The sequence below is a fragment of the Caldimonas tepidiphila genome (assembly GCF_003569765.1).
GTDB classification, from domain to species: Bacteria; Pseudomonadota; Gammaproteobacteria; order Burkholderiales; family Burkholderiaceae_C; genus Caldimonas; species Caldimonas tepidiphila.
Genome location: NZ_QXMG01000032.1, coordinates 1 through 25,769, shown reverse-complemented (window position 1 = coordinate 25,769; position 25,769 = coordinate 1). Strand labels below are relative to the sequence as shown.

At 72.8% G+C, this 25,769-nt stretch carries 14 protein-coding genes and 1 pseudogene; 4 read left to right on the top strand and 11 right to left on the bottom strand.

Translation table 11 applies throughout. The annotated features are described in order from the left end of the window. Window positions 1–23 precede the first annotated feature (23 nt). The gene (locus D3A59_RS16980) at window positions 24–6,062 is read left to right on the top strand and encodes an alpha-2-macroglobulin (protein ID WP_119156392.1); all 6,039 of its coding nucleotides are present in this window, start codon (window positions 24–26) and stop codon (window positions 6,060–6,062) included. Next, window positions 6,059–8,425: a penicillin-binding protein 1C gene (gene pbpC, locus D3A59_RS16975; protein WP_240636096.1), complete on the top strand. Its 2,367-nt coding sequence runs from the start codon at window positions 6,059–6,061 to the stop codon at window positions 8,423–8,425. Before D3A59_RS16980 ends, pbpC begins: the two co-directional genes overlap by 4 nt. 16 nt (window positions 8,426–8,441) lie before the next feature. On the opposite strand, the gene queD is transcribed toward pbpC, so the two are convergent. Both queD and queE read right to left on the bottom strand, forming a co-directional pair. Next, window positions 8,442–8,897 (bottom strand): 6-carboxytetrahydropterin synthase QueD, encoded by a 456-nt coding sequence (gene queD / locus D3A59_RS16970; protein ID WP_119156390.1) that lies wholly within the window; start codon window positions 8,895–8,897, stop codon window positions 8,442–8,444. A 17-nt stretch (window positions 8,898–8,914) separates the two neighbouring features. After that, window positions 8,915–9,550: a 7-carboxy-7-deazaguanine synthase gene (queE, locus tag D3A59_RS16965; protein WP_119156388.1), complete on the bottom strand. Its 636-nt coding sequence runs from the start codon at window positions 9,548–9,550 to the stop codon at window positions 8,915–8,917. Window positions 9,551–9,829: 279 nt separating this feature from the next. Here queE and D3A59_RS16960 point away from each other — a divergent pair, with 279 nt between their 5' ends. Then, window positions 9,830–10,195, top strand: a complete 366-nt coding sequence (locus D3A59_RS16960; RefSeq protein WP_119156386.1) for a cupin domain-containing protein — start codon at window positions 9,830–9,832, stop codon at window positions 10,193–10,195. A gap of 47 nt (window positions 10,196–10,242) precedes the next feature. Here the strand turns inward: D3A59_RS16960 and D3A59_RS16955 are convergent, their stop codons facing one another. After that, window positions 10,243–12,921 carry a bifunctional acetate--CoA ligase family protein/GNAT family N-acetyltransferase gene (locus D3A59_RS16955; RefSeq protein ID WP_119156385.1) on the bottom strand — a complete coding sequence of 893 codons (2,679 nt, stop codon included), beginning with the start codon at window positions 12,919–12,921 and terminating at the stop codon, window positions 10,243–10,245. A gap of 137 nt (window positions 12,922–13,058) precedes the next feature. Between D3A59_RS16955 and D3A59_RS16950 the strand changes: the two genes are divergently transcribed. Then, entirely contained in the window at window positions 13,059–13,694 is a 636-nt protein-coding gene (locus tag D3A59_RS16950; protein WP_119156383.1) for a 3'-5' exonuclease, read from the top strand. Between the two features lie 34 nt (window positions 13,695–13,728). Here D3A59_RS16950 and D3A59_RS16945 read toward each other — a convergent pair whose 3' ends face one another. The 8 genes and pseudogenes from D3A59_RS16945 to D3A59_RS16905 form a co-directional block, all read right to left on the bottom strand. Further along, the gene (locus D3A59_RS16945; protein ID WP_119156381.1) at window positions 13,729–14,805 is read right to left on the bottom strand and encodes an aldose epimerase family protein; all 1,077 of its coding nucleotides are present in this window, start codon (window positions 14,803–14,805) and stop codon (window positions 13,729–13,731) included. Beyond that, on the bottom strand, window positions 14,802–15,884 hold the full coding sequence (gene galK, locus D3A59_RS16940) for a galactokinase (protein WP_119156380.1): 1,083 nt from the start codon (window positions 15,882–15,884) through the stop codon (window positions 14,802–14,804). The genes D3A59_RS16945 and galK overlap by 4 nt, the downstream gene beginning before the upstream one ends. Before the next feature lie 4 nt (window positions 15,885–15,888). Further along, entirely contained in the window at window positions 15,889–16,974 is a 1,086-nt protein-coding gene (gene galT / locus D3A59_RS16935; RefSeq protein WP_119156378.1) for a galactose-1-phosphate uridylyltransferase, read from the bottom strand. Between the two features lies 1 nt (window position 16,975). Beyond that, window positions 16,976–18,757: a glycoside hydrolase family 2 protein gene (locus D3A59_RS16930; protein ID WP_119156376.1), complete on the bottom strand. Its 1,782-nt coding sequence runs from the start codon at window positions 18,755–18,757 to the stop codon at window positions 16,976–16,978. A 226-nt stretch (window positions 18,758–18,983) separates the two neighbouring features. Further along, entirely contained in the window at window positions 18,984–20,765 is a 1,782-nt protein-coding gene (locus tag D3A59_RS16925; protein WP_119156374.1) for a right-handed parallel beta-helix repeat-containing protein, read from the bottom strand. Between the two features lie 117 nt (window positions 20,766–20,882). Then, window positions 20,883–22,622 (bottom strand): right-handed parallel beta-helix repeat-containing protein, encoded by a 1,740-nt coding sequence (locus D3A59_RS16920; RefSeq protein WP_205665219.1) that lies wholly within the window; start codon window positions 22,620–22,622, stop codon window positions 20,883–20,885. Between the two features lie 453 nt (window positions 22,623–23,075). Beyond that, entirely contained in the window at window positions 23,076–24,950 is a 1,875-nt protein-coding gene (locus D3A59_RS16915) for a right-handed parallel beta-helix repeat-containing protein (RefSeq protein ID WP_205665218.1), read from the bottom strand. A 544-nt stretch (window positions 24,951–25,494) separates the two neighbouring features. Continuing rightward, window positions 25,495–25,769, bottom strand: a pseudogene (locus tag D3A59_RS16905) (right-handed parallel beta-helix repeat-containing protein); the annotation flags it as partial.

Below are 25,769 nucleotides of genomic sequence, written 5' to 3'. Positions count from 1 at the left end.
AAATTTCCCCGGGGGAGGGGACCATGGCCGAGGACGCACCGGAGCTTGCGGACGAGACCCGAGACGCGACGCGCGGCGCACGGCTGCGGGCCGGCGCGGCCAGGCTGGGTGCAGGGCTGCTCGCGCTGCTGCGCGCGCTGTTCGGCGTGTGGCAGCCGCCGGGCTGGCTGCGCTGGCTCGGGCGCGGCCTGCGCCACGCGGGAGGGGGGCTGCGCCCGTTTGCCGCTCGCCTCGTGCTCGTGCTGCTCGCTGCAGGCGCGCTCACTGCCGCATGGCCGCGGGTCGACCGCTGGTGGCACGGGCTGAGGCCGGACGCGCCGCAGCTCGTCGAGCTGTCCTTCCGGGTCACGCCGCCGCCGCGCACGCGCATCGAGGACGAGGCCGGGCCGAACCCGCTGGTGATCGACTTCCCGGCGCCGGCCGCGCGGCTCGAGCGCGTCGGCAAGGACCCGGGCGACATGCGCATCACGCCCGAGGTGGCCGGGCGCTGGAGCTGGGCCTCGCCGCAGCAGCTGGTGTTCCGGCCCGCCCAGGACTGGCCGGTCGGTCAGGCCTACACCGTCGAGCTCGGGCGCGGCAGCCTCGCGCCGCAGGTGCGGCTCAAGGAAGACTCCTTCCGTTTCAGCGCGCCGCCCTTCACCGCCGCCATCGACGGCGGCGAGTTCTACCAGGACCCTGTGCAGCCCGACGTGCGCCGCGTGGTGTTCCAGCTGCGCTTCAGCCACCCGGTCAGCCCATCCTCGCTGGAGTCGCGTCTGCGGCTCGAGGACGGCAGCGGTGGCCTCGGGCTGTTCGGGCTGGGCAGCGCCGGCGCACAGAAGTTCAGCATCAGCTACGACAAGCTGAAGCTGCAGGCCAGCGTGATGTCCGAGCCGCTGCCGATCCCGGACCTGACGCGGCCGATGCGGCTGACGCTCGCCGCGGGCGTTTCCGCCGCGCGCGGCGGCGAGCCGTCGAAGGACGAGCAGGTGCGACTGGTCGACGTGCCGGGCCTCTACAGCCTCGCGATCGCCGAGGTCGGGAGCGCGATGGTGAGCAACGACAAGGGCGAGCCCGAGCAGGTGCTGCAGGTCGCGGCCAGCATGCCGGTGCACGAGCGCGAGATGGCGCGCGCGGTGTCGGCCTGGATGCTGCCGGTGGCCGGGCCCGAGGGCAAGGAGGGCGCCGCCCACGTCTGGAGCGATCCGCAGGAGGTGGACGAGGCGGTGCTCGAGCGCGCCACCGCGCTGAAGCTCGAGCCGCTGCCCGGCGAGCGCGAGGTCGGCGAGCGCGGCGCCTTCCGCATGCCCCAGGCCGAGGGCGGGCGCTTCGTCTACGTCCGCGTGGCCCGGGGCCTGAAGACGCCCGGCGGCTACCAGCTCGGCGCGCCGCACGTGCAGGTGCTGCAACTGAAGACCTCGGCGCCGGAGCTCGCGATCATGAGCCGCGGCTCGCTGCTGGCGCTGTCGGGCGAGAGGAAGCTGCCGCTGCTGGTGCGCGACCTGCCCGGCGTGCGGGTGGAGATCGCGCGGCTGCTGCCGCAGCAGCTGCACCTGCTGGCGAGCCAGACCGGGGGCGACTTCTCCCGGCCGCGCTTCCACGGCAGCCTGACGGCCGACGCCCTGAGCGAGCGCTTCGAACGGCGCATCGCGCTGAAGCTGCCCCCCGGGCGCACGCACTACGAGACGGTGGACTTCGGCGCCTACCTGAAGAGCGAGGCGGGCGAGCGCCGCGGCGTGTTCCTGCTCAGCGTGACGGGCGACGACCCCAAGCGCGGCGGCGAGGGCGCGGACCCGTACGCGGGCGACGCCCACCGCGGCTACCACGGCGAGGAGGATCATCACGAGGCTCACGAAGGCGAAGGGGAGGGCGAAGCCGAGGCCACGGTCGATCCCGCGCGCTTCAGCGACCGGCGCCTGGTGCTCGTCACCGACCTCGGCCTCATCGCCAAGCGCGCGGCCGACGGCACGCGCGACGTGTTCGTGCAGTCCGTGGCCAGCGGCGCGCCGGTGGGCGCGGCGGTGGTCGAGGTCTGGGGCCGCAACGGCCTGGTGCTCGCCAGCGTCGCCACCGACGCGGGCGGGCGCGCGCGGCTGCCCAGCCTCGAGGGCATGCGGCGCGAGCGGCAGCCGGTGCTGCTGGTGGCGCGCAAGGACGGCGACCTGAGCTTCCTGCCGCTGGAGCGCCACGACCGGCAGCTCGACCTCTCGCGCTTCGACGTCGGCGGCCTGCGCAGCGCGGGCGTGCCCAACCAGATGAGCGCCTACCTGTTCAGCGACCGCGGCATCTACCGCCCGGGCGACACGATGCGCATCGGCGCGATCGTGAAGGCCGGCAACTGGGCGACGACGCTGGCCGACATGCCGGTGGAGGCCGAGGTGAGCGACGCGCGCGGGCTGTCGGTGCGGCGCGAGATCCTGCGCCTGGGGCCCGGCGGCGCGCTCGAGTTCGAGCACACCACGCAGGAGGAGTCGCCCACCGGCAACTACACCGTCACGCTGAGCCTGCCGCGCCAGGGCGCGCCGGGCGCGCCCGAGCTGCCCCGGCTGCAGCTCGGCACCCTCTCGGTGAAGATGCAGGAGTTCCTGCCCGACCGCACGCGCGTGGCGGCGCGCCTCTCTGCCGAGGTGGCCGAGGGCTGGGTGAGCCCGAAGGATCTGAAGGCGAGCGTGGACGTGCAGAACCTGTTCGGCACGCCGGCGCAGGGGCGGCGCGTCGAGTCCCGGCTGACGCTGCGCCCCGCCTACCCGGCCTTCCGCAGCCATCCGGACTACGCCTTCTACGACCCGCAGGCCGTGCGCCAGCCGCAGGAGGACGAGCTCGGCGCGGTGGAGACCGACGCGCAGGGCCGCGCCGAGCTCGACCTGCAGCTCGGCCGCTTCCAGGCCGCCACCTACCAGCTGCACCTGGTCGTGAAGGCCTTCGAGCCCGAGGGCGGGCGCAGCGTGGCGGCCGAGGCGCGGACGCTGGTGAGCGACCTGCCCTTCCTCGTCGGCGCCAAGGCCGGCGGCCCGCTCGACTACGTCGCCCGCGGCGCGGCGCGGCAGGTGCACCTGATCGCGATCGATGCGCGCGCGCAGCGCATCTCCGCCGGCAAGCTCAAGCTCGAGCGCGTCGAGCGTCGCATGCTCTCGGTGCTGGTCAAGCAGCCCAACGGGCTCTACCGTTACGAGTCGCGCCCGAAGGAGGTGCTGCTGCGGGAGCAGCCCTTCTCGATCGCCGCCGCGGGCACCGCGCTCGCGCTGGAGACCGGCACGCCCGGGCACTTCGCCTACGTGGTGCGCGACGCCAGGGGCCTCGCGCTCAACCGCATCGAGTACAGCGTGGCGGGCGCGGCCAACCTCGGCCGCTCGCTCGACCGCAATGCCGAGCTGCAGGTCAAGCTCGACAAGCGCGACTACCTGCCCGGCGACGAGATCCAGCTCAGCATCCAGGCGCCCTACAGCGGCGCCGGCCTGATCACGATCGAGCGCGACAAGGTCTACGCGCACGCCTGGTTCAAGGCCGAGCAGACCGCGTCGGTGCAGCGCATCACGCTGCCGAAGGACTTCGAGGGCAACGGCTACGTCAGCGTGCAGTTCGTGCGCGACCCGGCCTCCGACGAGATCTACACGAGCCCGCTCAGCCACGGCGTGGCGCCCTTCGCGATCAGCCTGGCGCGGCGCACCGCGAACATCGCGCTGGAGAGCACGCCGCTCGTGAAGCCGGGCCAGGCGGTGAAGATGACGCTGCGCGCCGACAGGCCGGTGCGCGCCGTCGTGTTCGCGGTGGACGAGGGCATCCTGCAGGTCGCGCGCTACCAGAACCCCGACCCGCTCAGGCACTTCTTCCAGAAGCGCGCGCTGGAGGTCGGCACGATGCAGACGCTGGACCTGATCCTGCCGGAGTTCCGCAAGCTGATGCAGTCCGCGGCCCCTGGCGGCGACGCCGAAGGGGCGCTCGGCAAGCACCTCAACCCCTTCAAGCGCAAGCGCGACAAGCCGGTGGCCTTCTGGTCGGGCTTCGTCGACGTCAGCGGCAGCCGCGAGTTCAGCTACACGGTGCCCGAGAGCTTCAACGGCGAGCTGCGCGTGCTGGCCGTGGCGGTCAACGACGAGGGGGCGGCGGCGGCGGCCACGCGCAGCACGGTGCGCGGCGAGCTGGTGCTGCTGCCCAACGTGCCGCTGGCGATCAGCCCCGGCGACACGGTGGAGGTGGGCGTGGGCGTGGCCAACAACATCGCCGGCTCGGGCCGGGACGCGCCGATCCAGCTCGCGCTGTCGGTCACCGGCGGACTCGAGGTGGTGGGCGAGCCGAGGCAGGTGCTGAAGATCAGCGAGCACGGCGAGGGCAAGACCAAGTTCCGCATCCGCGCCCGCGCCGACGCGCCCGGACAGGCCCCGGCGCAGCTCGGCTCGGCCAGCGTGATCCTCGTCGCGCAGCGCGGCGCAAGCAGCGCGCGGCTGTCGACCGACGTCAGCGTGCGGCCGGCCTCGGCCTACGTCACGCGCGTGCAGAGCGGCGTGATGGTCGGCGGCGGCGAGCTCAAGGCCGCGGCCGACGTCTACCCGCAGTTCAGCCGCAGCGAGTTCGCGGTCTCGGCCACGCCCTGGTCCTTCGCCTCGGCGCTGATGCAGTACCTCGTGGCCTATCCCTACGGCTGCACCGAGCAGATCACGAGCCAGACCGCGCCCTCGGTGGTGCTGTCCAACCGCCCCGAGCTGGCGCGCGAGATCGCGCGCGGCGCCACCGCGACGGGCGAGAAGGTGCCCGACCCGCGCCGGACCTGGGAGCGCTACCTGACGCAGCTGCGCGCGCGCCAGCAGGCCGACGGCGGCATCGCGCCGTGGCCGGGCGGCGGTGCGGACTACTTCCCCACCGTCTACGCGATGCAGTGGGTGGTGGAGGCGCGCGAGCGCGGCCTGCCGGTGCCGCAGGACCTGCTCGCCCGCGCCAACACCTACCTGCAGGGCGGGCTCGACGCCGACCACGGCCAGGCGCACGACTGGCGCAGCCGCGCGCAGGCGGCCTACGTGCTCACGCGCCAGGGGGTGCAGGTGCCGGCGGCGCTGGCGCAGCTGCGCGGCCGCGTCGGCGCCGGGCGCGCGCTCGCCACCGACCTCGGCGCAGCCTACCTGGCCGCGAGCTACCGGCTGCTCAGGCAGGACGGCGTGGCCGCGGAGCTGATGGGGCCGGTGTGGGCCGAGTTGCAGGAGCGCATGAGGAAGGGCGGGCGACGCGAGATCTGGGGCCCCTACCACGACCCGCTGGTGCACGACGCGATGCTGGTGTTCCTCGCCGCGCGCCACTTCCCCGAGCTGCTGTCCGGCCTGCCGCCGCAGACCTGGGAGCGCCTGGCCGGCATGATCCGCGACGGCTGGTACAGCAGCGTGTCCTCGGCCAGCACCATCCTCGCGGTCGACGCCTACTCTCAGGCGGCGGCGCAGGCCGCGCGCGGCGCGGTGCAGGTGCTCGCGCTCGGCGCGCAGGGCCGCTCGCAGGCGCTGCCGCTCGGCGAGATCAAGCCGATGGCGCGCACCGCCGTACCGGCGGGCAGCACCGCGCTGCGGCTGTCGGGCGGGGCGGGGCTGCCGCTGTTCTATGCCTGGGCCGAGTCCGGCTACGAGCGCGGCGTGCCCGATGCGGCGCTGGCCCAGGGACTGGAGATTGCGCACGAGGTGCTCGACGCGCAGGGCCGGCCGGTCACGCAGGCCCGCCTCGGCGAGGAGCTCACGATGCGCGTGCGGGTGCGCAGCGTGGAGCGCGCCGGCATCGAGCAGGTCGCGATCGTCGACGTGCTGCCCGGCGGCCTGGAGCCGGTGCTGCAGCCGCTCGACGGCGGCGAGGCCGGCGAGGCGCCGCGGTGGCGCCGGCGGCTCGGCGGCGCCGGCACCTGGGAGGCCGAGTACGCCGACGTGCGCGAGGACCGGGTGCTGTTCTTCGGCCGCGTGGACCGCCAGATGCGGGAGATCAGCTACAAGGTGCGCGCCACCAACGTCGGCGAGTTCACGCACCCGGCCGCCTACGGCGAGGCGATGTACGAGCGCCGCGTCTTCGCGCGCTCGGCGGGGGGGCGCTTCACGGTCACCCCTCTGGAGAAGTGAGGGCGCTTCGCTTCGGCGCCGCGGCACCCCGGCGGCTGCGCCCGGCGGCGGGGCGCGCCGCCGGCCTCGCGCTGGGGCTCGCGCTGGTGCTCGCCGGGCTGCGGCTCGCGCCGCACGAGCCGCTGGCCGCGCGGCTGGGCGCCTCGACCGCGGTGTTCGCGCGCGACGGCACGCTGCTGCGGCTGACGCTCGCGCCCGATGGGCAGTACCGGCTGTGGACGCCGCTCGCGCAAATCTCGCCGCTGCTGGCCGACAGCGTGCTGCTCTACGAGGACCGGCGCTTTCACCTGCACCCCGGGGTCGACCCGGCCGCGCTGGTGCGCGCGGCGTGGCACAGCGCGCGCGGCGGGCGCCGCATCGGCGGCTCGACGATCACGATGCAGCTCGCGCGCCGGCTCTACCGGCTCGACACGCGCCGCGTGCCGGGCAAGCTCGCGCAGATCGCCGCGGCGTTGTGGCTGGAGGCGCGCCACGGCAAGCGCGAGATCCTGGAGGCCTACCTCAACAGCGCCCCCTACGGCGGCAACATCGAGGGCGTCGGCGCGGCGAGCCTGATCCACTTCCGCAAGCCCGCCGCGCGGCTCGCGCTCCCGGAGGCGCTCACGCTTGCGGTGATCCCGCAGAACCCGGTCAAGCGCATCGCCGGCCGCGGCCGCAACGCCGAGCTGCAGGCCGCGCGCGAGCGGCTGTGGGCGCTGTGGCAGGCCGCGCACCCGGACCAGGCCCGCGAGCACGCGCCCGAGGCGCTGCTGCCGCTGCCGGCACAGGGGCGCGCGAGCCTGCCCTTCGTCGCACCGCACCTCACCGACATGCTGCTGCGCGAGGCGGCCCCGGGCGAGCGCGAGATCCATGCCACGCTCGACGTGCGCATGCAGCGCACGCTCGAGCGCGTGATCGCGAACCACGTGAAGGTGCACGCCGGCCTCGGCATCCGCAACGCCAGCGCGCTGCTGGTGGACGCGGCGCGCATGGAGGTGCGTGCGGTGGTCGGCTCGGCCGACTGGCGCGACGCCGCGATCGAGGGCCAGGTCAACGGCACGCTCGCCAAGCGCTCGCCGGGCTCGACGCTCAAGCCCTTCATCTACGCGCTCGCGCTCGACCAGGGCCTGCTGCACCCGAAGACGGTGCTCAAGGACGCCCCGACCTCCTTCGGCCCCTTCACGCCGGAGAACTTCGACGGCCAGTTCGCCGGGCCGCTCGCGGCGCAGGACGCGCTGATCCGCAGCCGCAACGTGCCGGCGATCGCGGTGGCCGCGAAGCTGGCGAAACCCAACCTCCACGGCTTCCTGCAGCTCAACCACGTCAGCCGCCTGCAGCCCGAGTCGCACTACGGCCTCGCGCTCGTGCTCGGCGGCGGCGAGCTGACGATGGAGGAGCTCGCGCGCCTCTACGCACTGCTGCCCAACGAGGGCGAGCTGCGGCCGCTCGCCTACACCCGCGCGCAGGCGCGCGAGAACGAGCGCGCCGCCCGCCAACGCCTGCTCAGCCCCGAGGCCGCCTTCGTCACGCTCGACATGCTGCGCCACACGCCGCGGCCGGACACCGGCGCGCCGGCGGCGCCGGCCATCGCGTGGAAGACCGGCACCTCCTGGGGCTTCCGCGACGCCTGGACCGCCGGCGTGTTCGGCCGCCACGTGCTGGTGGTGTGGATCGGCGAGTTCGACGGTGCGGGCAACCCGGCCTTCGTCGGCATCCAGGCCGCGGCGCCGCTGTTCCTGCGCATCGTCGACGCGCTGCGCGCCGAGGGGCTGGACCCGGGCGAGATGGCGACGACGATCAGCCCGAACCTGCGCCAGGTCGAGGTCTGCGCCGCCACCGGCGCGCTGCCCGACGCGCTGTGCCCGGTGCGCACGCGCACCTGGTTCATCGCCGGCAGGTCGCCGATCGGGCAGAGCGCGCTGCACCGCGCGGTGTGGATCGACGCGCGCACCGGCGCGCCGCTGTGCGGGGCGCACCCGGAGCGCGAGCCGCACGCGCGGCGCATCGTGATCGAGCAGTGGGGCAGCGACATGCAGCGGCTGTTCCGCCAGTCCGGCCTGCCACGGCGGCAGTGGGATGCCGGCGCCTGCGGCGGCGAGGCGGCCGCGGCGGCCGAGGCCGGCGGGCCGGCGATCGCCTCGCCGCTGCGCGGCGTGAGCCACCTGATGCGCGCGGGCCGCCCGCTCGTGCTGACGCTGCGCGCCGAGGCGCCGGCCGGCGTGCGCCGGCTCTACTGGTTCGCCGACGATGCGCTCGTCGCGCGCGCCGCGCCGGGGGAGGCGGTGAGCTGGACGCCGCCGCAGCCCGGCCGCTACCTGCTGCGCGTCGTCGACGAGCAGGGCCGCGCCGATGCGCGCGCGCTGGTGGTCGAGGCGGCCGAGTGAGGAAGGGCGACGGGCCTCAGGCGGCCGCGTCCGCCTCGAAGTCCGCCCAGCAGGTCGGCGTCTCGTAGAGGCGCACGCGCTGCAGCCTCAGGTGGTTGCCGAAGCGCTCGACGTAGAGCGGTCGCAGCGTCTCGAAGGCGATCGCGGCGAGGTTCTCGGCGGTCGGGATGCGCGGCAGCACCACCGTCTTGTGGCCGGGCAGCTTGTCCAGCAGCTCGCGCACCGCCAGGTCGCCCTCGTAGACGAGGAAGGCGTGGTCCCACGGGTCGACGAGGTGCTCCTTGGCGAGGCGCTTGACGTCGCTGAAGTCCATCAGCATGCCGTGGTCGCTCTCGCCGGGGCGGTTCACCGGCTCGCCCTGCAGCGTGATCTCGAGCACGTAGCGGTGGCCGTGCAGGTTGCGGCACTGGCTCTTGTGGTCGGGGATGCGGTGGCCGGAGTCGAACTCGAGGCGCTTGGTGATCGTCAGCATGGCGAAGGGGCGGTCTTTCAGCGGATGCGCAGCACCTTGTGGGTCTGCACGGACAGTTTCCATTGCGGATGCGCCATGCAGTACTCGATGGCGCGCTCGGTGTTCTCGGCCTGGCGCAGGTCGTCCTTCGGCTGCAGCAGGAAGTGGGCGAAGTCCAGCCGCGCGAAGCGCTCGGGCGGCGCCAGCGGCTGCGGGTAGACGAGCTTCAACTCGTCGCCCGAGGTCAGCAGCAGCGGGCTGTCGGCCTTGGGGCTCACGCACAGCCAGTCGATGCCGGGCGGGCGCGCGACGGTGCCGTTGGTCTCCACCGCGATCTCGAAGCCGCGCGCGTGCAGCGCGCCGGTCAGCGCCGCGTCGACCTGCAGCAGCGGCTCGCCGCCGGTGAGCACGACGAAGCGGCGCGCGCGGCCCTGCGGCGCCCACTGGCGCTCGACCGCGTCGGCGAGCGCCTCGGCCGACTCGAACTTGCCGCCGCCCGTGCCGTCGGTGCCGACGAAGTCGGTGTCGCAGAACTGGCAGACCGCCTTCGCGCGGTCCTCCTCGCGGCCGCTCCACAGGTTGCAGCCGGCGAAGCGGCAGAACACCGCCGGGCGGCCCGCGTGCGTGCCCTCGCCCTGCAGGGTGTAGAAGATTTCCTTGACGCTGTAGGTCATAGACGGGATCTCGAAAGCCGCGGGAAGGCGCGGTGCGGGCGGCAGCGCGACGCCGGCAAGGGGTCGGGGGGATGGATCGGGGGCTGCGGCGCACCGCGCACCGGGGCAGGATGGGAACCCGGCCGCCGTGCCGCGCACCGGCAGGCGGGGCCGGGCGCGCGCGCCGCAGGAAAACCGGGATTTTATCGCCCGCCCCGATGGCCCTCCGGGACGTGCGGGAGGCGCGCCGCGCGGGCGTGCCGTTTGCAGGCAGGGTCGCATCGAGAAGGAGAACACGGCATGGCCATTCCCCACGCCCGCCCGGGCGAAGTGATCGACCTGCGGCCGCTCGGCGAGCGGCTGGCGCAGAGCCGCTCGCATGCGCTGATCAAGACACACGCGCTCGAGCTGATCCGCGTCGTGCTGCCCGCCGGGCAGGACTTCCCGCCGCACAGCGTCTACGGCGAGGTGACGCTGCTGTGCATCGAGGGCCGCGTGCGCGTGAAGGCCGAAGCCGGCGAGCAGGAGCTGGCGGCGGGCGAGCTGGTGCTGCTGCCGGCGCAGGACATCCATGCGGTGCGCGCGCTCGAGGACGCGTCGCTGCTGATGACGGTGCAGACGCCGCCGGGGCTGCCCGGCAGCGGCTCGTCCACCCTCAAGGGCTGAGCCGCGCCCGCGGGGCAGGGGGACGCGGCGGGCCGGTCGCGCGCGGCCTACAGCGCCTTGACCACCAGCTTGAAGTCCGGGTCCTCGGGGAAGCTGCGCACCGAGAAGCCCAGGCTGCGCATCAGCCGCAGCATGTTGTCGTTGTTGGCGAGCACCAGGCCCTCGATGTCGACCAGCCCCTTGCTGCGCGCGAACTCCATGATCGACAGCATCAGCCGCGAGCCGAGCCCCTGGCCCTTGAACTCGTCGGAGACCGCGAGCGAGAACTCGCAGGTGGTCTGGTCGGGGTTGGTGACGTAGCGCGACACGCCGATGATGCGCTCGCGCCCGACCATCTGGCCGTCGGCGCCGGCGCGGCGCTCGCGGTGCACCGCGACGAGCGCCATCTCGCGGTCGTAGTCGATCAGCGTGAAGCGCGCGAGCGTGCGCGCCGGCAGCTCCTGCATCGCGCTGGCGAAGCGGAAGTAGCGGCTCTCCTGCGACATGCTGCGCACGAAGGCCTGCAGCATGTCGGCGTCGTCGGGGCGGATCGGGCGGATCGTGTAGAGGTCGCCGCCGCGCATCGGCCACTCGCGCTCGTAGCTGGTCGGGTAGGGCAGGATCGCGAGGTGGTTGTAGTCGCGCGCCGACGGCGGCGCGTGGTCGACGACGATGCGCGCGTCCACCGCCACCGCGCCGTGCTCGTCGACGATGATCGGGTTGAGGTCCATCTCCCGCAGGTGCGGCAGCTCGCACACCATCTCCGACACGCGCAGCAGCACCTGCTCGAGCGCCTCCCAGTTCACCTCGGGCAGCCCGCGCCACTCGCCGAGCGACTCGGCCACGCGCGCGCGCTCGATCAGCCGCCGCGCGAGGAACTGGTTCAGCGGCGGCAGCTCCATCGCGCGGTCGTTGATCAGCTCGATCATCGTGCCGCCGGCGCCGAAGGTGATGACCGGCCCGAAGGGGTCGTCGGTGGTGAGGCCGACATAGACCTCGCGGCCGTGGCGCTTGCCCGACATCGGCTGGATCGTCACGCCGTTGATGCGCGCGCTCGGCATCGCGCGCGCCACCGAGGCGCGCATGTCGTTGAAGGCGTCGCGCACCTGCGTCGCGCTCACGAGGTTCAGCACCACGCCGTGCACGTCGGACTTGTGGCTGATGTCGGGCGAGTCGATCTTGAGCGCGACGGGATAGCCGAGCTGGCTCGCGATCAGCATCGCCTCGCTGGCGCTGCGCGCGAGCATGGTGCGCGTCACCGGGATGTGGAAGGCGGCGAGCAGCGCCTTGGACTCCATCTCGGTGAGCACCTTGCGCCGCTCGGTCAGCACGCCCTCGATCAGCAGCCGCGCGCCCTCGGTGTCGGGCCGGTTCATCTCGGTCAGCGGCGTCGGCGTCTGCTGCAGCAGCTGCTGGTTCTGGTAGAAGCTGGCGATGTTGTTGAAGGCGTCCACCGCGGCCTCGGGCGTGCGGAAGCTCGGGATCGTCGCCTTGTTGAGCGTCTCGCGCGCGACACCCATGCTGCGGTCGCCCATCCAGCAGGTCAGCACCAGCTTGCCGGCGCGCTGCGAGGCCTCGCCGACCGCGCCGGCCACCGCCTCGGGCTGGCTGCCGCGCTTGGGCGAGTAGATCACGAGCATGCCGTCGACCTGGGACTCCTGCGCGCAGGCCAGCAGCGCCGCGCTGTAGTGCTCGGCGCCGGCCTCCTCGCCCATGTCGATCACCGCGTCGAGCGTCGCGTGCGCCGGCAGCCGCGGCGCGAGCGCCGCGCGTCCCGCGTCGGACAGGCGCGCCACCTCCAGCCCCAGGTCGTTGGCCCAGTCGGCCGCGAGCACGCCGGGGCCGCCCCCGTTGGTGATCAGCGCCAGGCGCTTGCCCACCGGGCGGTAGCGCGAGGTGAGGCACTTGGCGGCCGAGAACAGCTGCGAGAAGGAGTGCACGCGCACCGCGCCGGCGCGGCGGAAGGCGGCCTCGAAGACCTCGTCGGAGCCGACGATCGCCGCCGAGTGCGTCAGCGCCGCCTTGGAGCCCGCGGGCTTCCTGCCGCCCTTCATCACCACCACCGGCTTGGTGTAGGCCGCGGCGCGCAGCGCGCTCATGAAGCGCCGCGCGTGGTGGATGCCCTCCATGTAGACGAGGATGCTCTGCGTGCCCTGGTCGTTGGCGAGGAAGTCGAGCACCTGCGGCAGGTCGACCGCCGAGTTGAAGCCGAGCGAGACGACGGTCGAGAAGCCCACGCCGTTGCGCGCGGCCCAGTCGAGGATGGACGCGGTGAGCGCGCCGGACTGCGACACCAGCGCGAGCGGCCCGGGCGCCGCCAGCGGCCCGGCGACGCTCGCGTTGAGCTTCAGGTGTGGGCGCTGGAAGCCGAGGCTGTTGGGGCCGAGCAGGTGCACGCCGTAGCGGCGCGCGATCGCCAGCAGCTCGGCGCAGTCGTTGCCCGGCACGCCGGTGGACAGCACCAGCGCCGCGCGGCAGCGGATGCGCCCGGCGATCTCCAGCGCCGCGGCGATCTGGCCCGGCGGCAGCGCGATGATCGCGAGGTCGGCGCGCGAGTGCGCGAGCTCGGCGAGCGTGCCGGTCATCTCGATGTCGAGAAAGTTCAGCTGGCCGGCGAAGCCGTGGTCCTGCAGCTCCTGCAGCAGCAGCCGGGTCGGCTCGGGCAGCGACTCCGCGGCGCCGCTCGGCCCGGCGAAGACGACGATCGACTGGGGGGAGAACAGGGGGGTGAGGAAATGCCGGTCCACGGGAAACACTCGTTTGGGGGATGCGGCAAGCATAGGTCAGCCGCCACGGCGGCGTCCTGCGCGGCACGCAAAGTTTTTCGCGGCCGCGATGCGCTGCCGCCGCGGGCGGACGGCGGGCCGGAGAGAGAATCCGCGCCATGGAAACCATCGCCGTCATCGACTTCGAGACCACCGGCATGACGCCGGCGCAGGGCGCGCGCGCCACCGAGATCGCCGCCGTGCTGGTGCGGGACGGCCGCATCGTCGACCGCTTCCAGAGCCTGATGCACAGCGGGGTGCGGATCCCGCGCTTCATCGAGCAGCTCACCGGCATCAGCAACCGCATGCTCGAGGGCGCGCCGCCGGCCGAGGCGGTGATGCGCGAGGTGGCCCGCTTCACGCGCGGCTGCCCGCTGGTGGCGCACAACGCGGCCTTCGACCGCGGCTTCTGGCGCGCCGAGCTCGCGCGTGCCGGCTGCGAGCCGGACCCGGCGCACGACTTCGCCTGCACGCTGCTGCTGGCGCGCCGGCTCTACCCGCAGGCGCCCGACCACAAGCTCGGCACGCTCGCGCGAGTGCACGCGCTGCCCGACGCCGGGCGCGCGCACCGGGCGCTGGCCGACGCCGAGACCACCGCTCAGCTGCTGCTGCGCATGCAGCGCGACGTGAGGGAACGCTTCACGGGCCAGCTGCGCGAGGACGCCGTCAGCCACGCGCTGCTGATGCAGCTGCAGCGCGCCCACCGAGACGCGCTCGAGCGCTGCGTCGCGGCGTACCGGCTGCGCGCCGCCTGACCCCGCCCCGGCTCCGCCCCTGTCTGCGGGCCGCTCAGCCGCCGCCCGCGTCGCTGCCGAAGCGGTAGACCGTGGTGTGCCGGTACTCGTCGCCGGGGTCGAGCCGCGTCGACGGGAACTGCGGCTGGTTCGGGCTGTCGGGGAAGTGCTGTGTCTCCAGGCACAGGCCGGCATGGCGCTCGTAGCGCACCCCGTCGCGCCCGGGCAGCGTGCCGTCGAGGAAGTTGCCGCTGTAGAACTGCATGCCGGGCTGCGTCGTCAGCACCTCCATCGTGCGGCCGCTGGCCGGATCGCGCAGGTGCGCGACGCTGCGCAGCGTGCCGGCGGCGCCGTCGAGCACCCAGTTGTGGTCGTAGCCGCCGGCATGGCGCAGCTGCTCGTCGGGCGGCTGCAGCCGCGCGCCGATGCGCTGCGGCTGGCGGAAGTCCATCGGCGTGCAGTCCACGCTGCGCAGCTCGCCGGTCGGGATCAGCGCGGCGTCCACCGGCGTGAAGTGCTGGGCGTGGATCTGCAGCTCGTGGTCGAGCACGCTGCCGGTGCCGGCGAGGTTGAAGTACATGTGGTTGGTGAGGTTCAGCACCGTCGGCGCGTCGCAGCGCGCGCGGTAGTCGAGCCGCAGCTCGCGGCCGTGCGCGAGCGCGTAGACGACCTCCACCTCGAGCCGGCCCGGGTAGCCCTCGTCGCCGTCGGGGCTCGCGAGGCTCAGCACCAGCTCCGGCCCCGCCGCGCCCTGGCGCACCGCCGACTCCCACACCACCTTGTCGAAACCGCGCAGCCCGCCGTGCAGGTGCTGGCCGTGGTGGTTGCGCGCGAGCTGGTGCAGCCGGCCCTCGAGCGTGAAGCGGCCCGCGGCGATGCGGTTGGCGTAGCGGCCGATCACGGCGCCGAGGTAGGGCTGCTCCGGCGCCAGGTAGCCGTCGAGCGCGTCGAAGCCGAGCAAGACCTCGCCGGCGCGGCCCTCCCGGTCCGGCGCATGCAGCGACACGACGGTGGCGCCGTAGTCGCTCACCTGCGCGCGCAGCCCGGCGCCGTCGTCGAGGGTGTAGAGCTGGACCGGATGGCCGTCGCCGGCACAGCCGAAGGGGAGGGCGGTGATCGTCGTCGCGCTCATCGCTGCCCGCCTCCTACGCCGCCCACCAGCACGCGCCCGCGCTGGCCGGCGCGCGCGTAGGCCTCGAGCACCGGGGGCGCGACCGTGTCGATGCGGGCCGCGTCGCACAACGCGACGCAAGCGCCGCCGAAGCCCGCGCCGGTCAGCCGCGCGCCGTGCACGCCCGGCTGCTGCTGCAGCAGCCGCACCAGCTCGTCGAGCGGCGGGATCGACACCTCGTAGTCGTCGCGCAGGCTGGCGTGCGAGTCGTTCATCAGCCGCCCGAACTCCTCGGCCGACACGCCCTCGATCGCGCGCAGCACGCGCGCGTTCTCGGTGACGACATGGCGCGCGCGGCGGCGCAGCGGCTCGGGCAGGCCCTCGACCGCGGCGGCGTCGCCGACGTCGCGCAGCGACGCGACGCCGAGCGCGCGGGCGGCCTGCTCGCACTCCGAGCGCCGCTCGTTGTACTTGCTGCCGGCGAGCGACCTCGTGATGCCCGAGTCGAGCACCAGCACCGCGCATCCGGTGGGCAGCTCGACGAGGCGGCGCTCGAGGCTGCGCGTGTCGAGGAACAGCGCGCGGCTCGTGTCGGCGAGGCTCGAGGCCATCTGGTCCATGATGCCGCAGTGCACGCCCGCGTGCTCGATCTCGGCGCGCTGCGCGAGCTGCGCGATCTCCACGTCGTCCACCGCCGCGCCGAGCAGCGCGCGCACCGCGCGCAGCACCGCGACCTCCAGCGACGCGCTCGACGACAGCCCGACGCCCATCGGCACGTCGGAGGCGACGTGCAGCTCGAGCGGCGGAGGCTCGACGCCGCGCGCCTGCAGCACTTTCAGGCAGCCCCACACGTAGCGCGCGAACTGCTCGGGCGGCGGCGCGTCGAGCGTGAAGCGCGACACCTCGTCGAGCTCCTGCGCGTAGACGGTGCTGTGCGGCTGCGCGCTGCGCGCGAGGCTCACGCGCGTCCGCTGCGGGATCGCGGTCGGCAGCACGAAGCCGTCGTTGTAGTCGGTGTGCTCGCCGAGCAGGTTCACGCGGCCGGGCGCCTCGGCGGTGAGGTCCGGGGCGCGGCCGAAAACGTCTTCGAAGCTCTTCATCGCGTCACTCCAGCGTCACGTGGACCTGCTGCAGCTCGGCCGCCTTGTCCTCGGGCAGCGCATCCATCGCGAACCAGCCGGCGGCGAGCTCGGTGCCGGCGAGGTACTTCAGCCGCTCGCGCGTGCGGTAGGGCGGGTAGAACTCGGCGTGCAGGTGGCTCTCGGGGTGATCCTGCCCGTCGGTCGGCGCCTGGTACCAGGCCATCAGGTAGGGGAAGGGGCGCTGCCACAGGCCCTCGTACTTCAGCAGCACGGTCTTGAGCGCGCGCGCGAGGTCGGTGCGCAGCTCGGGCGTGAGCTCGCAGAAGGTCGGCACCGCCGTGCGCGGCGCCACCCAGACCTCGTAGGGGTAGCGCGCGCAGGCCGGCACGAACGCCACCGCATGCTCGCCCTCGTAGAGCATGCGCGTGCCTTCCGCGAGCTCGCCCTTGATCATCGTCTCGAGCGGCGTGCAGCCATGCTCCTCGTAATGCACCTCGGCCTGCATCTGCATGCGCGCCGGCACCGGCGGCACCTCGGGGTAGGCGTAGATCTGGCCGTGCGGGTGGTGCAGCGTCACGCCCACCTCCTGGCCGCGGTTCTCGAAGGGCAGCACGTAGTCGATGCCCTCGATCGAGCCGAGCTCCCGGGTGCGGTCGCCCCACACGCGCAGCAGCAGCTCGACGTGCGACAGCGGCAGCGCCGCGAGCGAGGACTTCGGGTCCTGCGTGAAGACCACCACCTCGCAGTGCCCGCGCCCCGGCGCGGTCGGCACCAGCAGGTGCGGCGCGTCCTGCGCCGCCTGGCTCAGCGTCGGGAAGCGGTTGTCGAACACCGCCACGTCCCAGTCGCCCGCGGGCACCTCGGTCGGGTTGGCCGGGTCGGTGGTGGGCGCGAGCGGGTTGTACTCGGGCGGCGGCAGGAAGGTGCGGTTCTGGCGGTGCGCCGCGTAGGCGACCCACTCGCCGCGCAGCGGGTGCCAGCGCAGGTGCGAGCTGCCGGAAAGCGGGTCGCTGAAGGGGCTGGGCGCGACGAGGCCGGCGTCGAGCGGGCGCTGGCTGTAGAGGGTGAGGCGGCGCCCGTCGGGCTTGGTGAGCTGGAGCTTGTGCATCTCAGACGCCCCCGGGGATGTAGGTGCGCGAGATCGTCGTCGCGCGGCGGATGTCCTCGAGCGGCAGCTTCGGCGTGCGGTCGGCGCACAGCAGCCCGTTGGCCTCCTGGAAGGTGTCGGCGAACTGCGTGTAGCAGAAGCCGCTGAACATCGCGACGTGGTTCACCGTCTCGAGCAGCTGGTGGAACAGCGCGGAGAACTCCTCGTCGCTCCTGGCCACCGTGTAGCCCCAGGTCTGCTTGACGCCCGGCGGCGGCAGCTTCACGTAGGCGATGCCGCCGAACTCGGTGAGCATGATCGGCTGGCCGCGGTGCGGGTAGCCGTCCAGCGTGAGCACGCGCCCGCCCGGGCGGCGCCGGTCGAAGAGCTGCTGCGGGGCCACCTCGGTGCCGTAGCGCTGGCGCAGGTGCTCGACGTTGGCGTCGTAGTCGTGGATGCCGATGATGTCGGTGGCGCTGCTCTCCCAGCCGTCGTTGCCGATCACCGGGCGCGTCGCGTCGATCGTCTTGGTCAGGTGGTAGAGCGCCTCCACCGCGTGGCGCTGCTCGCGCACCGAGGTGAGCTCGGGCACGCCCCAGCTCTCGTTGAACGGCACCCAGACGATCACGCAGGGATGGCTGTAGTCGCGCTCGAGCACCTCGGTCCACTCGCGGATCGTGCGCCGGATCGTCGAGCGCGTGAAGCGGTAGGCCGAGGGCATCTCGCCCCACACCAGCAGCCCCAGGCGGTCGGCCCAGTACAGGTAGCGCGGGTCCTCGACCTTCTGGTGCTTGCGCACGCCGTTGAAGCCCATCGCCTTGGCGAGCTCGACGTCGCGCTTGAGCGCCTCGTCGTTCGGCGCGGTCAGCAGCGTGTCGGGCCAGTAGCCCTGGTCGAGCACCATGCGCAGCACGTAGGGGCGGCCGTTGAGCATGAAGCGGTCGCGCAGGATGCTGACCGAGCGCAGCGCGGTGTAGGACGTGAAGCGGTCGAGCACCTTGTCGCCCGAGCGCAGCACGATCTCGGCGTCGAGCAGCGTCGGGCGCTCCGGGCTCCACAGCAGCTCGTTGCGGAAGTCGTCGATGCCGGGGTCGGACAGCGCGATCGAGCGGTCCACCTCGCCGTCGATCACAGCATAGGTGTCGCGCGCGAGCAGGCGGTCGCCGTGGCGCAGCGAGACCTCGATCGACAGGTCCTCGGCCGGGTCGCCCACCACGCGCGCCTCGAAGGTGATCGCGAAGCCGTGCACGTGCGGCGTCCAGCGGATCTTCTCGACGTAGGTGCAGGCGACGCGCTCGAGCCACACCGTCTGCCAGATGCCGGTGGTGCGCGGATACCACAGCGAGTGCGGCTCGAGCTGCCAGTCCTGCTTGCCGCGCGGCTTGGTCAGCTCGTGCGGGTCGTCCTCGGCGTGGACGGTGACGACCTGGCGGCCCGAGGGGTCGAGCGCGTCGGTGATGTCGGCGAAGAAGGGCGTGTGGCCGCCCTCGTGCGTGGCGACGAGCTTGTCGTTGACCCAGACGCGGGCGCGGTAGTCGACTGCGCCGAAGCGCAGCAGGATGCGCCCGCCCTCGGGCTGGATGTCGAACTCGCGCTGGTACCAGCAGTTCTTGTGGAAGCCCCGGTCGCCGATGCCGCTGGCCTCGGACTCGGGCGGGTAGGGAACGACGATCTGCCGCGGCCAGTCGGCGACGTCGGACGGGCGCCGGTAAGACTGCGTGTCGTCGTAGCAAAACTTCCACGGGCCGTTGAGCGAGACCCAGTGCGGGCGCACGAGTTGCGGGCGGGGATAGGCGAAATCCAAGGCAATCCTCCTTGTTGGCACGCCGCCGCCCGCCGGCGGTCGCGCCCGGCCGCGGCCCCGGCGCCCGGGGATCGCGCCCCGGCTTGCGGGTCCGGCCGGATGCCGTCGCCCCCGGCGCCGCGTCACGGCGGAAGAGGGGAGGGAGCGTGCGGCGGCTGTTGTCCCGGGGAGGGAAGCAAATGGGAGGCCCGCGCGGGCGCGGCGCCGGGGCGGGGGCCGCGCCGGTTCAGGGCCGCGGACCGTAGACCGGCAGCGGCGCGCCGAGTTCGTAGGCGCCGCGGTCCGGCGCCTTGCCGGAGAAGTCGTCGTTGATGTTGGCGATCGGCACGGCGCTGTCCACCGCCGGCGAGCCGCGCCCGAGGCGCAGGTCGGGGACGGCGTACTCCGTCATCGGCTCGGCCGGGTAGGCCACCTCGGCGGCGAAGCTGTCGAGGCCGATGCGGATCGCGCGCTTCTGCGTCGTGCCGCTGCGCAGCGCGTCGAGGCTGGAGAAGGAGGTGCCGTTGAGCCGCGCGCTGAACTCGCCGCCGATCGAGCCGAAGGCGTCGTAGTCCATGCTGACGGTCCTGGCGTCGAGCGCCTGCATCGAGATGGCGCGGCCGCTGCCGGTGCTGTAGCCGCCGAAGCTGCCCGCGCCGGGGCCGCCGATGAAGAGGTTGTTGCGCATTAGCGTCTGCCCGAAGGGCACGCTGCTGTAGACGCCGAAGGCGTCGCCGTTCTTCACCACCGTGTTGTGCAGGATCACGTTGCCGACGCTGCCGTTGTGCAGCTTGAAGGGCGTGAGCAGCACGTTGTACATGACGTTGCGCACGAAGTAGGTCGGCCCGCCCAGGCTCGGCTGCGAGGAGATGCCGATGAAGGAGTTGGCGATGCGGTTCCTCATCACGCGGCAGTTGTGGAAGCAGAAGTCGGCCTCGATGCCGTCGTCGGCCCCGACGCTCACGTCGTTGTTGAGGATGTCGATGCTGTACTGGTCCACCGCCTCGCCGCCCTCCATCAGCGAGATGCCGTCGCGGAAGCCCTTGACGCGGTTGTGCATCACGACGTGGCCGGGGCCGGTGAGCTGGATGCCCTCGCCGCGGTTCCTGCCGTCGACGCCGAGCGCGGACTCGGCCCACTCGGTGGGGCCGATGACGGTATTGTCGGCGATGTAGGCGTTCTCCGAGCGCAGCCGCGAGTGGATGCCGTCGCGCTTGGTGCGGATGGTGTTGCGCACGATCGCGATGTCGGCCGAGCGGTTGAAGCGGATCGAGCCCTCGACCTTCAGCCCCTGCACGATGAGGTGGCGGCGCCCGCTCAGGTCGATGTCGCCGTCGATCAGCACGCGGCCGTCGGCGCGGATCACGATCGGGCGGCCCGGCGCGCCGTCGCGCGGGAACGCGAAGCCGGGATAGGTGCCGGGCTCGAGTTGCAGCACCTCGCCGGGCCGCGCGCGCGCCGCCGCGGCCGCGAAGCCCTCGGGGTCCACCCGGCGCACCGGTGCGCCCGGCATCGGCGCGGGCACCGCGCGGGTGCGGGCGGTGACGGTGCGCACCGTCGAGCCGCCGTCCGGGTCCTTCAGGCTGAGCTCGACCTCGTAGGCGGTGTCGGGCTGCAGGTCGAGGATGCTGCCGGCGTGGCGCGCGCTCCAGCGGAAGCCCGCCTCGGGCAGGCCCCCTTCGGGCACGCGCAGCAGGTCCATGCCGGTGCGCCAGGCGCGGCTGCCGAGCGGGCGGTAGCGCACGCCGACGACGCCGTCGCCGTTGGCGTCCCCGTCCACGGCCCACACCACGCTGAGGTGGTGCAGCGTCGGGTGGGGCAGCGAGAGCTCGCCGGGCACGCTCGCATCGGCCGCGGCGCCGCGCCGGCCGCGTCCCTCCTTCTCGTGGGCCGGCACGGCCTGCAGCGCGCCGAGCGCGAGCAGCGCCGCGAGCAGCCGCGGCACGGCGCGGCGCGCGGCCGTGCGCGGCGAGAAGGCGGCGCGCGAGGCCGCAGGGGACGCGGGGGCGGGGCGGGCGTGACGCGGCATGGCGGGCGGCGGCGAGGCGGAGTCGGGGACGGTCCATGGTAGGCGCGGGCGGCGCCGCTTCGGGCGCGCTGCGGACGCTTTCCCCCCGAGCCCGGGACGCGGGCGCGGCGCTCGCTTTCAGCGCCCCCGGCCGCGCGGCCCCCAGGCCGGCAGCGGCGCACCGGCCTCGAAGGCGCCGATGTCCGGCGCGCGGCCCTCGTGGCCGTCGTTGACGTTGGGGATGCGCACCGCGGCGTCGCGCGCCGGCGAGCGCGGCGCGAGGCGCAGGTCCGGCGGCGCGTGCTCGCGCACCGGGTCCTCGGGGTAGGCCACCGGCGCGGCGAAGCCGTCGAGCCCGACCCTGACGGTCTTGCGGTCCTTGAGCGTGTCGTGCAGCGCCGCGACGCTGGAGAAGGCCTCCCAGCCGATCTGGCCGCGGAACTCGCCGCTGACCGAGCCGTAGGCGTTGTGCTCCATGCGCACGCTGTCGAGCTCGAGCCGGCTGATCGACAGCACCTCGCCCGGGCCGCTGTGGTAGCCGGCATGGCGCCCGCCGGGGCCGCCGATAAAGAGGTTGTTGCGGAACACCGCGTGGCGGATCGGCGTGCCGGAGTAGATGCCGAGCGCGTCGCCGCTCTTGACCACCGTGTTGTGCAGGATCACGTCGCCGGTGCTGCCGTTGTGCAGCTTGAAGGGCGTGTAGACGATGTTGTACATCGCGTTGCGCACGAAGTAGGTGGGGCCGCCCAGGCTCGGCTGGGCCGACATGCCGGCGAAGGCGTTGGTGACGCGGTTGCCGACGATGCGGCAGTTGTGCCGGCAGTAGTCGGCTTCCACCGCGTCGTCGGCGGCGTTGCGCAGGTCGTTGTCCAGCACGTCGATGCTGAACTGGTCCACGGCCTCGCTGCCGCTCATGAAGCCGATGTCGTCGCGGAAGCCGCTGACGCGGTTGCGCTGGATCACGTGGCCGGGGCCGGTGACGCGGATGCCGTAGCGACCGACGTTGTCGCCGTTGACGCCGAACGAGGACTCGGCCCAGGGCGTGCCGCCGAGCACGAGGTTGTCGGCGATGTAGCTGTCCTCGGAGCGCAGCGTCTGCACGATGCCGTCCTCGCGGGCGTGTACGGTGTTGTGCGTGACGGCGACGTGGCGCGTGGCGTTGAGGCGCAGGCGGCCGTGCACCGTCAGCCCGCTCAGGTGCACGTGCTCCCGGCCGTGCATCTCGATGTCGCCGTCGATCACTGCGCCGGCGCGCGAGCGGATCACGAGCGGGCGGCCGGCGCTGCCGCTGCGCGCGATGACGAAGCCCGGGTAGCGGCCGGCGCCGAGCTCGAGGATATCGCCCGGCTGCGCGGCGGCGAGCGCCGCGGCGAGGTTCGACGGCGAGACCGTGCGCACCGGCGCGCCGCGCATCGGCGCCGGCAGCGCGCGCGTGCGGGCCTCGACGGTGCGCACCGCGGAGCCGCCGTCCGGGTCGTGCAGCGTCAGCTCGATCTCGTAGCGCGTGCCGGGCTCCAGCCCGAACAGGCTGCCGGAATGGCGCCCCTCCCAGGCGAAGCCGGCGTTGCTGCCCGCCGGCACGCGGCGCAGCGCCATGCCCTGCCGCCAGCTCCCGCTGCCGGCGGGGCGGAAGCGCACCGCGACGACGCCGTCGAGGTCGGCATCGCCCGCCACCGCCCATTCGATGCTCAGGTGCTCGAGCGTCGGGTGCGGCAGCGTCACCTCGCCCGCCCGGCTCGCGTCGCCGCCGGCAGCGGCCGCGCGTTCGCGCGCGGCAGGGCGCTCGGCGGACGGCGCGAGGCCGGCGAGCTCCGGGTCGAACGCGGCCTCGCCGCCCGCATCCCCGCTCGCAGGCGGCCCGGAATGAAGCTGCTCCATGTCAGCGTTTGTATCCCCCCCGCCGCCGCAGGCCGCGAGAAGGCCCGACAGCGCCAGCGCGGCGATCGGAAGCGAAGCGGCCGCCGGCCGCGACGGTGCGCGATTTCCCCTCGAAAAGCTCATCAAATGATCCTGTTCGTCGTCGAAAGCCGCGCAGCGCTCGCACGGCGGCGCACGGCCCCGCAGGGGGCCGGCGCAGAGCGGCGCATTCTTTCGGGCGAGTCGGGGACGCGGTAAGCAAATGAAGGCCCCTCCCGGGAAATCCCGCAGCCTGCCTGACCCGCGCTTACATATATGCAGGAGATATCACCACTTCCCGGGTGATGACTGCTGGTTCTGAAGAGGCCAGGGTGCACCGGGGGCACACGCCAGATGCAGAAAAGCCGGAGGCCGCGCGGGGGGCGCGGGCTCCGGCTTGGAGAGGGGCCGCCGCGGGCGCGGCGGCGTTGCGGCTTAGCGCGGACCGTAGACCGGCATCGCGGCGCCGACCTCGAAGGCGCCCATGTCCGGCGCGGTGCCCGTGAAGCTGTCGTTGACGTTCGGGATGCGGATCGCCTTGTTCTCGGCGGCCGCGCCCGCCTTCAGGCGCAGGTCCGGCATCGCGTACTGGGTCATCGGCGCCGACGGGTAGGCGACGCTCGCGGCGAAGGCGTTGAGGCCGATCGAGATCGTGTTCTTGGCCGTGGTGCCGCCCTGCAGCGACGACAGGCTGGAGAACGAGTTGCCGCCGAGTCGCGCGTTGAAGCTGCCGCTGGTCGAGCCGAGCGCGTCGTGGTTCATGTTGAAGCTCTTGGACTCGAGCGCCTGGATCGACATCACGCGACCGCTGCCGGTGCTGTAGCCGCCGAAGCTGCCCGCGCTTGGGCCGCCGATGAAGAGGTTGTTGCGCATCAGGATGTTCTTGATCGCCACGCTCGAGTAGACGCCGAACGCATCGCCGTTCTTCACCACCGTGTTGTGCAGGATCACGTTGCCGTTGCTGCCGTTGTTCAGCTTGAACGGCATGTACGTGACGTTGTACATGACGTTGCGGATGAAGTAGGCCGGCCCGCCCAGCGTCGGCTGCGCCGAGATGCCGTCGAAGGAGTTGCGGATGCGGTTGCCGATCACGCGGCAGTTGTGGAAGCAGTAGTCCGCCTCGATCGCATCGTCCGCACCGACCTCCAGGTCGTTGTTGATGATGTCGATGCTGTACTGGTCCACCGCCTCGCTGGCCTCCATCATCGAGATGTTGTCGCGGAAGCCCTTGACGCGGTTGTTCTGGATCACGTGGCCGGGGCCGTTGACGACGATGCCTTCGCCGCCGTTGTTGCCGTATACGCCCAGCGAGCCGGTCGCCCACGGCGTCGGGCCGGTGACGATGTTGTCGGCGATGTAGGCGCCTTCCGAGCGCAGGCGGCTGGTGATGCCGTCGATGTCGCTGGTGATCTTGACGGTGTTGCGGGTGATCGACAGGTGCTTCGAGTTGTTGAAGCGCACGCGGCCGTTGATCGTCAGGCCGTGCAGGTGCACGTACTCGCGGCCGGTCACGTCGATGTTGCCGTTGATCACCGCGCCGCCGCTGGAGCGGATCACGATCGGCTTGCCGGCCACGCCGTTCTTGCCAAAGCTGAAGCCGCTGTAGGTACCGGCGGCGAGCTGCAGGATGTCACCCGGCTGGGCGGCAGCGGCGACGCTGGCGAAGTTCGACGGCGTGACGTTCTTGACCGGCGCGTTGGCCATCGGCGCGGGCACGGCGCGGGTGCGGGCGGTGACGGTGCGCACGGTGCTGCCGCCGTCCGGGTCCTTCAGCGTCAGCTCGATGTCGTAGGACGTGTTGGCCTTCAGGCCCATGATGCTGCCCGAGTGGCGGTTGGTCCACGAGAAGCTGCCGTCGTTGCTGCTGCCGTCGGCGACGCGGCGCAGCGCCATGCCGGTGTACCAGGTGCTGGTGCCGCTCGGGCGGTAGCGCACGCTCACGACCCCGTTGAGGTTCGCGTCGCCGCTGATCGCCCACTGCACGCTCAGGTTGTTGATCGTCGGGTAGGGCACGCTCACGTTGCCCGGGGTGGTGGCGCTCGCGCCGGTGCTCACCGACTTGATCGATTCGCGCTCGGCACCCGCTGCCTGCTCGGCACCGCCTTCGGCCGCGAGTTCGGCCGGATCGACGGCGGCATCGCCGGAGATCTCGACGCCGCTGTTGGCGGAGGGCTGCAGGCCGGCGAGCTCCGGGTCGTAATTCACGTTGCCCGATTCGGCCGTCTCGCTGGAATAGGAGACGGTTTGCTGGTTCTCGTTGCCGGATTCAATGCCGGCCTGGGCCAGCGTGGCATTCTGATTACCGGCCATCGAATCCTGGCCGCCGCCGCAACCGGCGAGCGCCGCAGCCAGGGCGCAGGCGGTCAGGGTGAAGGAAACAGACTGGCGACGGGACGAATTGAATTTGAAAGACATCTGATGGTCCAACGACTTTTAATGGTTGATGGGCCCCGGGTACTTCTTCGTCCCGCTGACCGCAAAACAAACCGGCTTGACTGGCAGGCCGGTTGGCGAGTGAGCGAATTCTGTGGGGGGGAAGGGGCCGACCGTAAGCAGATGAAATGAAATCGGGGCGCCGCCCTATAAGGCGGAATCACGTCGGGTTACAACCAACGGGAATGCGGTCTGCAAAGCGAGAAATAATCCCGGCCCGGATTCGGACCAGTTTTGGAGGGGGTGGCGGCAATATGTGAAATAGGACCGGTGGAACTAATTCACGATATTCGCAGGGCCGTGAAATGATTCACGTCCGAAAGGGGGCCGGAGAAGAAAAGGACCGGGCCCGGGCGGAGAGCCCGGGTCCGGCCTGCAAGGCGCGGGGAAGCCGCCGCGGGCGCGGCGGCAGGGCGCGGGCTCAGCGCGGGCCGTAGACCGGCAGCGCCGCGCCGACCTCGTGGGCGCCGATGTCCGGCGCAGTGCCGCTGTAGCCGTCGTTGACGTTGGGGATGCGCACCGCCTTGTTCTCGGGCGCCGAGCCCGGCTTCAGGCGCAGGTCCTGCGTGGCGTACTGCGTCATCGGCGACGAGGGGTAGGCGACGCCCGCCGCGAAGGCATTCAGGCCGGCCGAGACCGAGTTCTTCGCCGTCGTGGTGCTCTGCATCGAGGACAGGCTCGAGAACGAGGTGCCGC

Coding starts and splice junctions, on each gene's coding strand:
- queE (WP_119156388.1), bottom strand. CDS start 9,550: ATGACCTACAGCGTCAAGGAAATCTTCTACACCCTGCAGGGCGAGGGC.
- galT (WP_119156378.1), bottom strand. CDS start 16,974: ATGCACAAGCTCCAGCTCACCAAGCCCGACGGGCGCCGCCTCACCCTC.
- D3A59_RS16945 (WP_119156381.1), bottom strand. CDS start 14,805: ATGAGCGCGACGACGATCACCGCCCTCCCCTTCGGCTGTGCCGGCGAC.
- queD (WP_119156390.1), bottom strand. CDS start 8,897: ATGCTGACGATCACCAAGCGCCTCGAGTTCGACTCCGGCCACCGCATC.
- D3A59_RS16915 (WP_205665218.1), bottom strand. CDS start 24,950: ATGGCCGGTAATCAGAATGCCACGCTGGCCCAGGCCGGCATTGAATCC.
- D3A59_RS16925 (WP_119156374.1), bottom strand. CDS start 20,765: ATGCCGCGTCACGCCCGCCCCGCCCCCGCGTCCCCTGCGGCCTCGCGC.
- galK (WP_119156380.1), bottom strand. CDS start 15,884: ATGAAGAGCTTCGAAGACGTTTTCGGCCGCGCCCCGGACCTCACCGCC.
- D3A59_RS16950 (WP_119156383.1), top strand. CDS start 13,059: ATGGAAACCATCGCCGTCATCGACTTCGAGACCACCGGCATGACGCCG.
- D3A59_RS16980 (WP_119156392.1), top strand. CDS start 24: ATGGCCGAGGACGCACCGGAGCTTGCGGACGAGACCCGAGACGCGACG.
- D3A59_RS16960 (WP_119156386.1), top strand. CDS start 9,830: ATGGCCATTCCCCACGCCCGCCCGGGCGAAGTGATCGACCTGCGGCCG.
- D3A59_RS16920 (WP_205665219.1), bottom strand. CDS start 22,622: ATGGAGCAGCTTCATTCCGGGCCGCCTGCGAGCGGGGATGCGGGCGGC.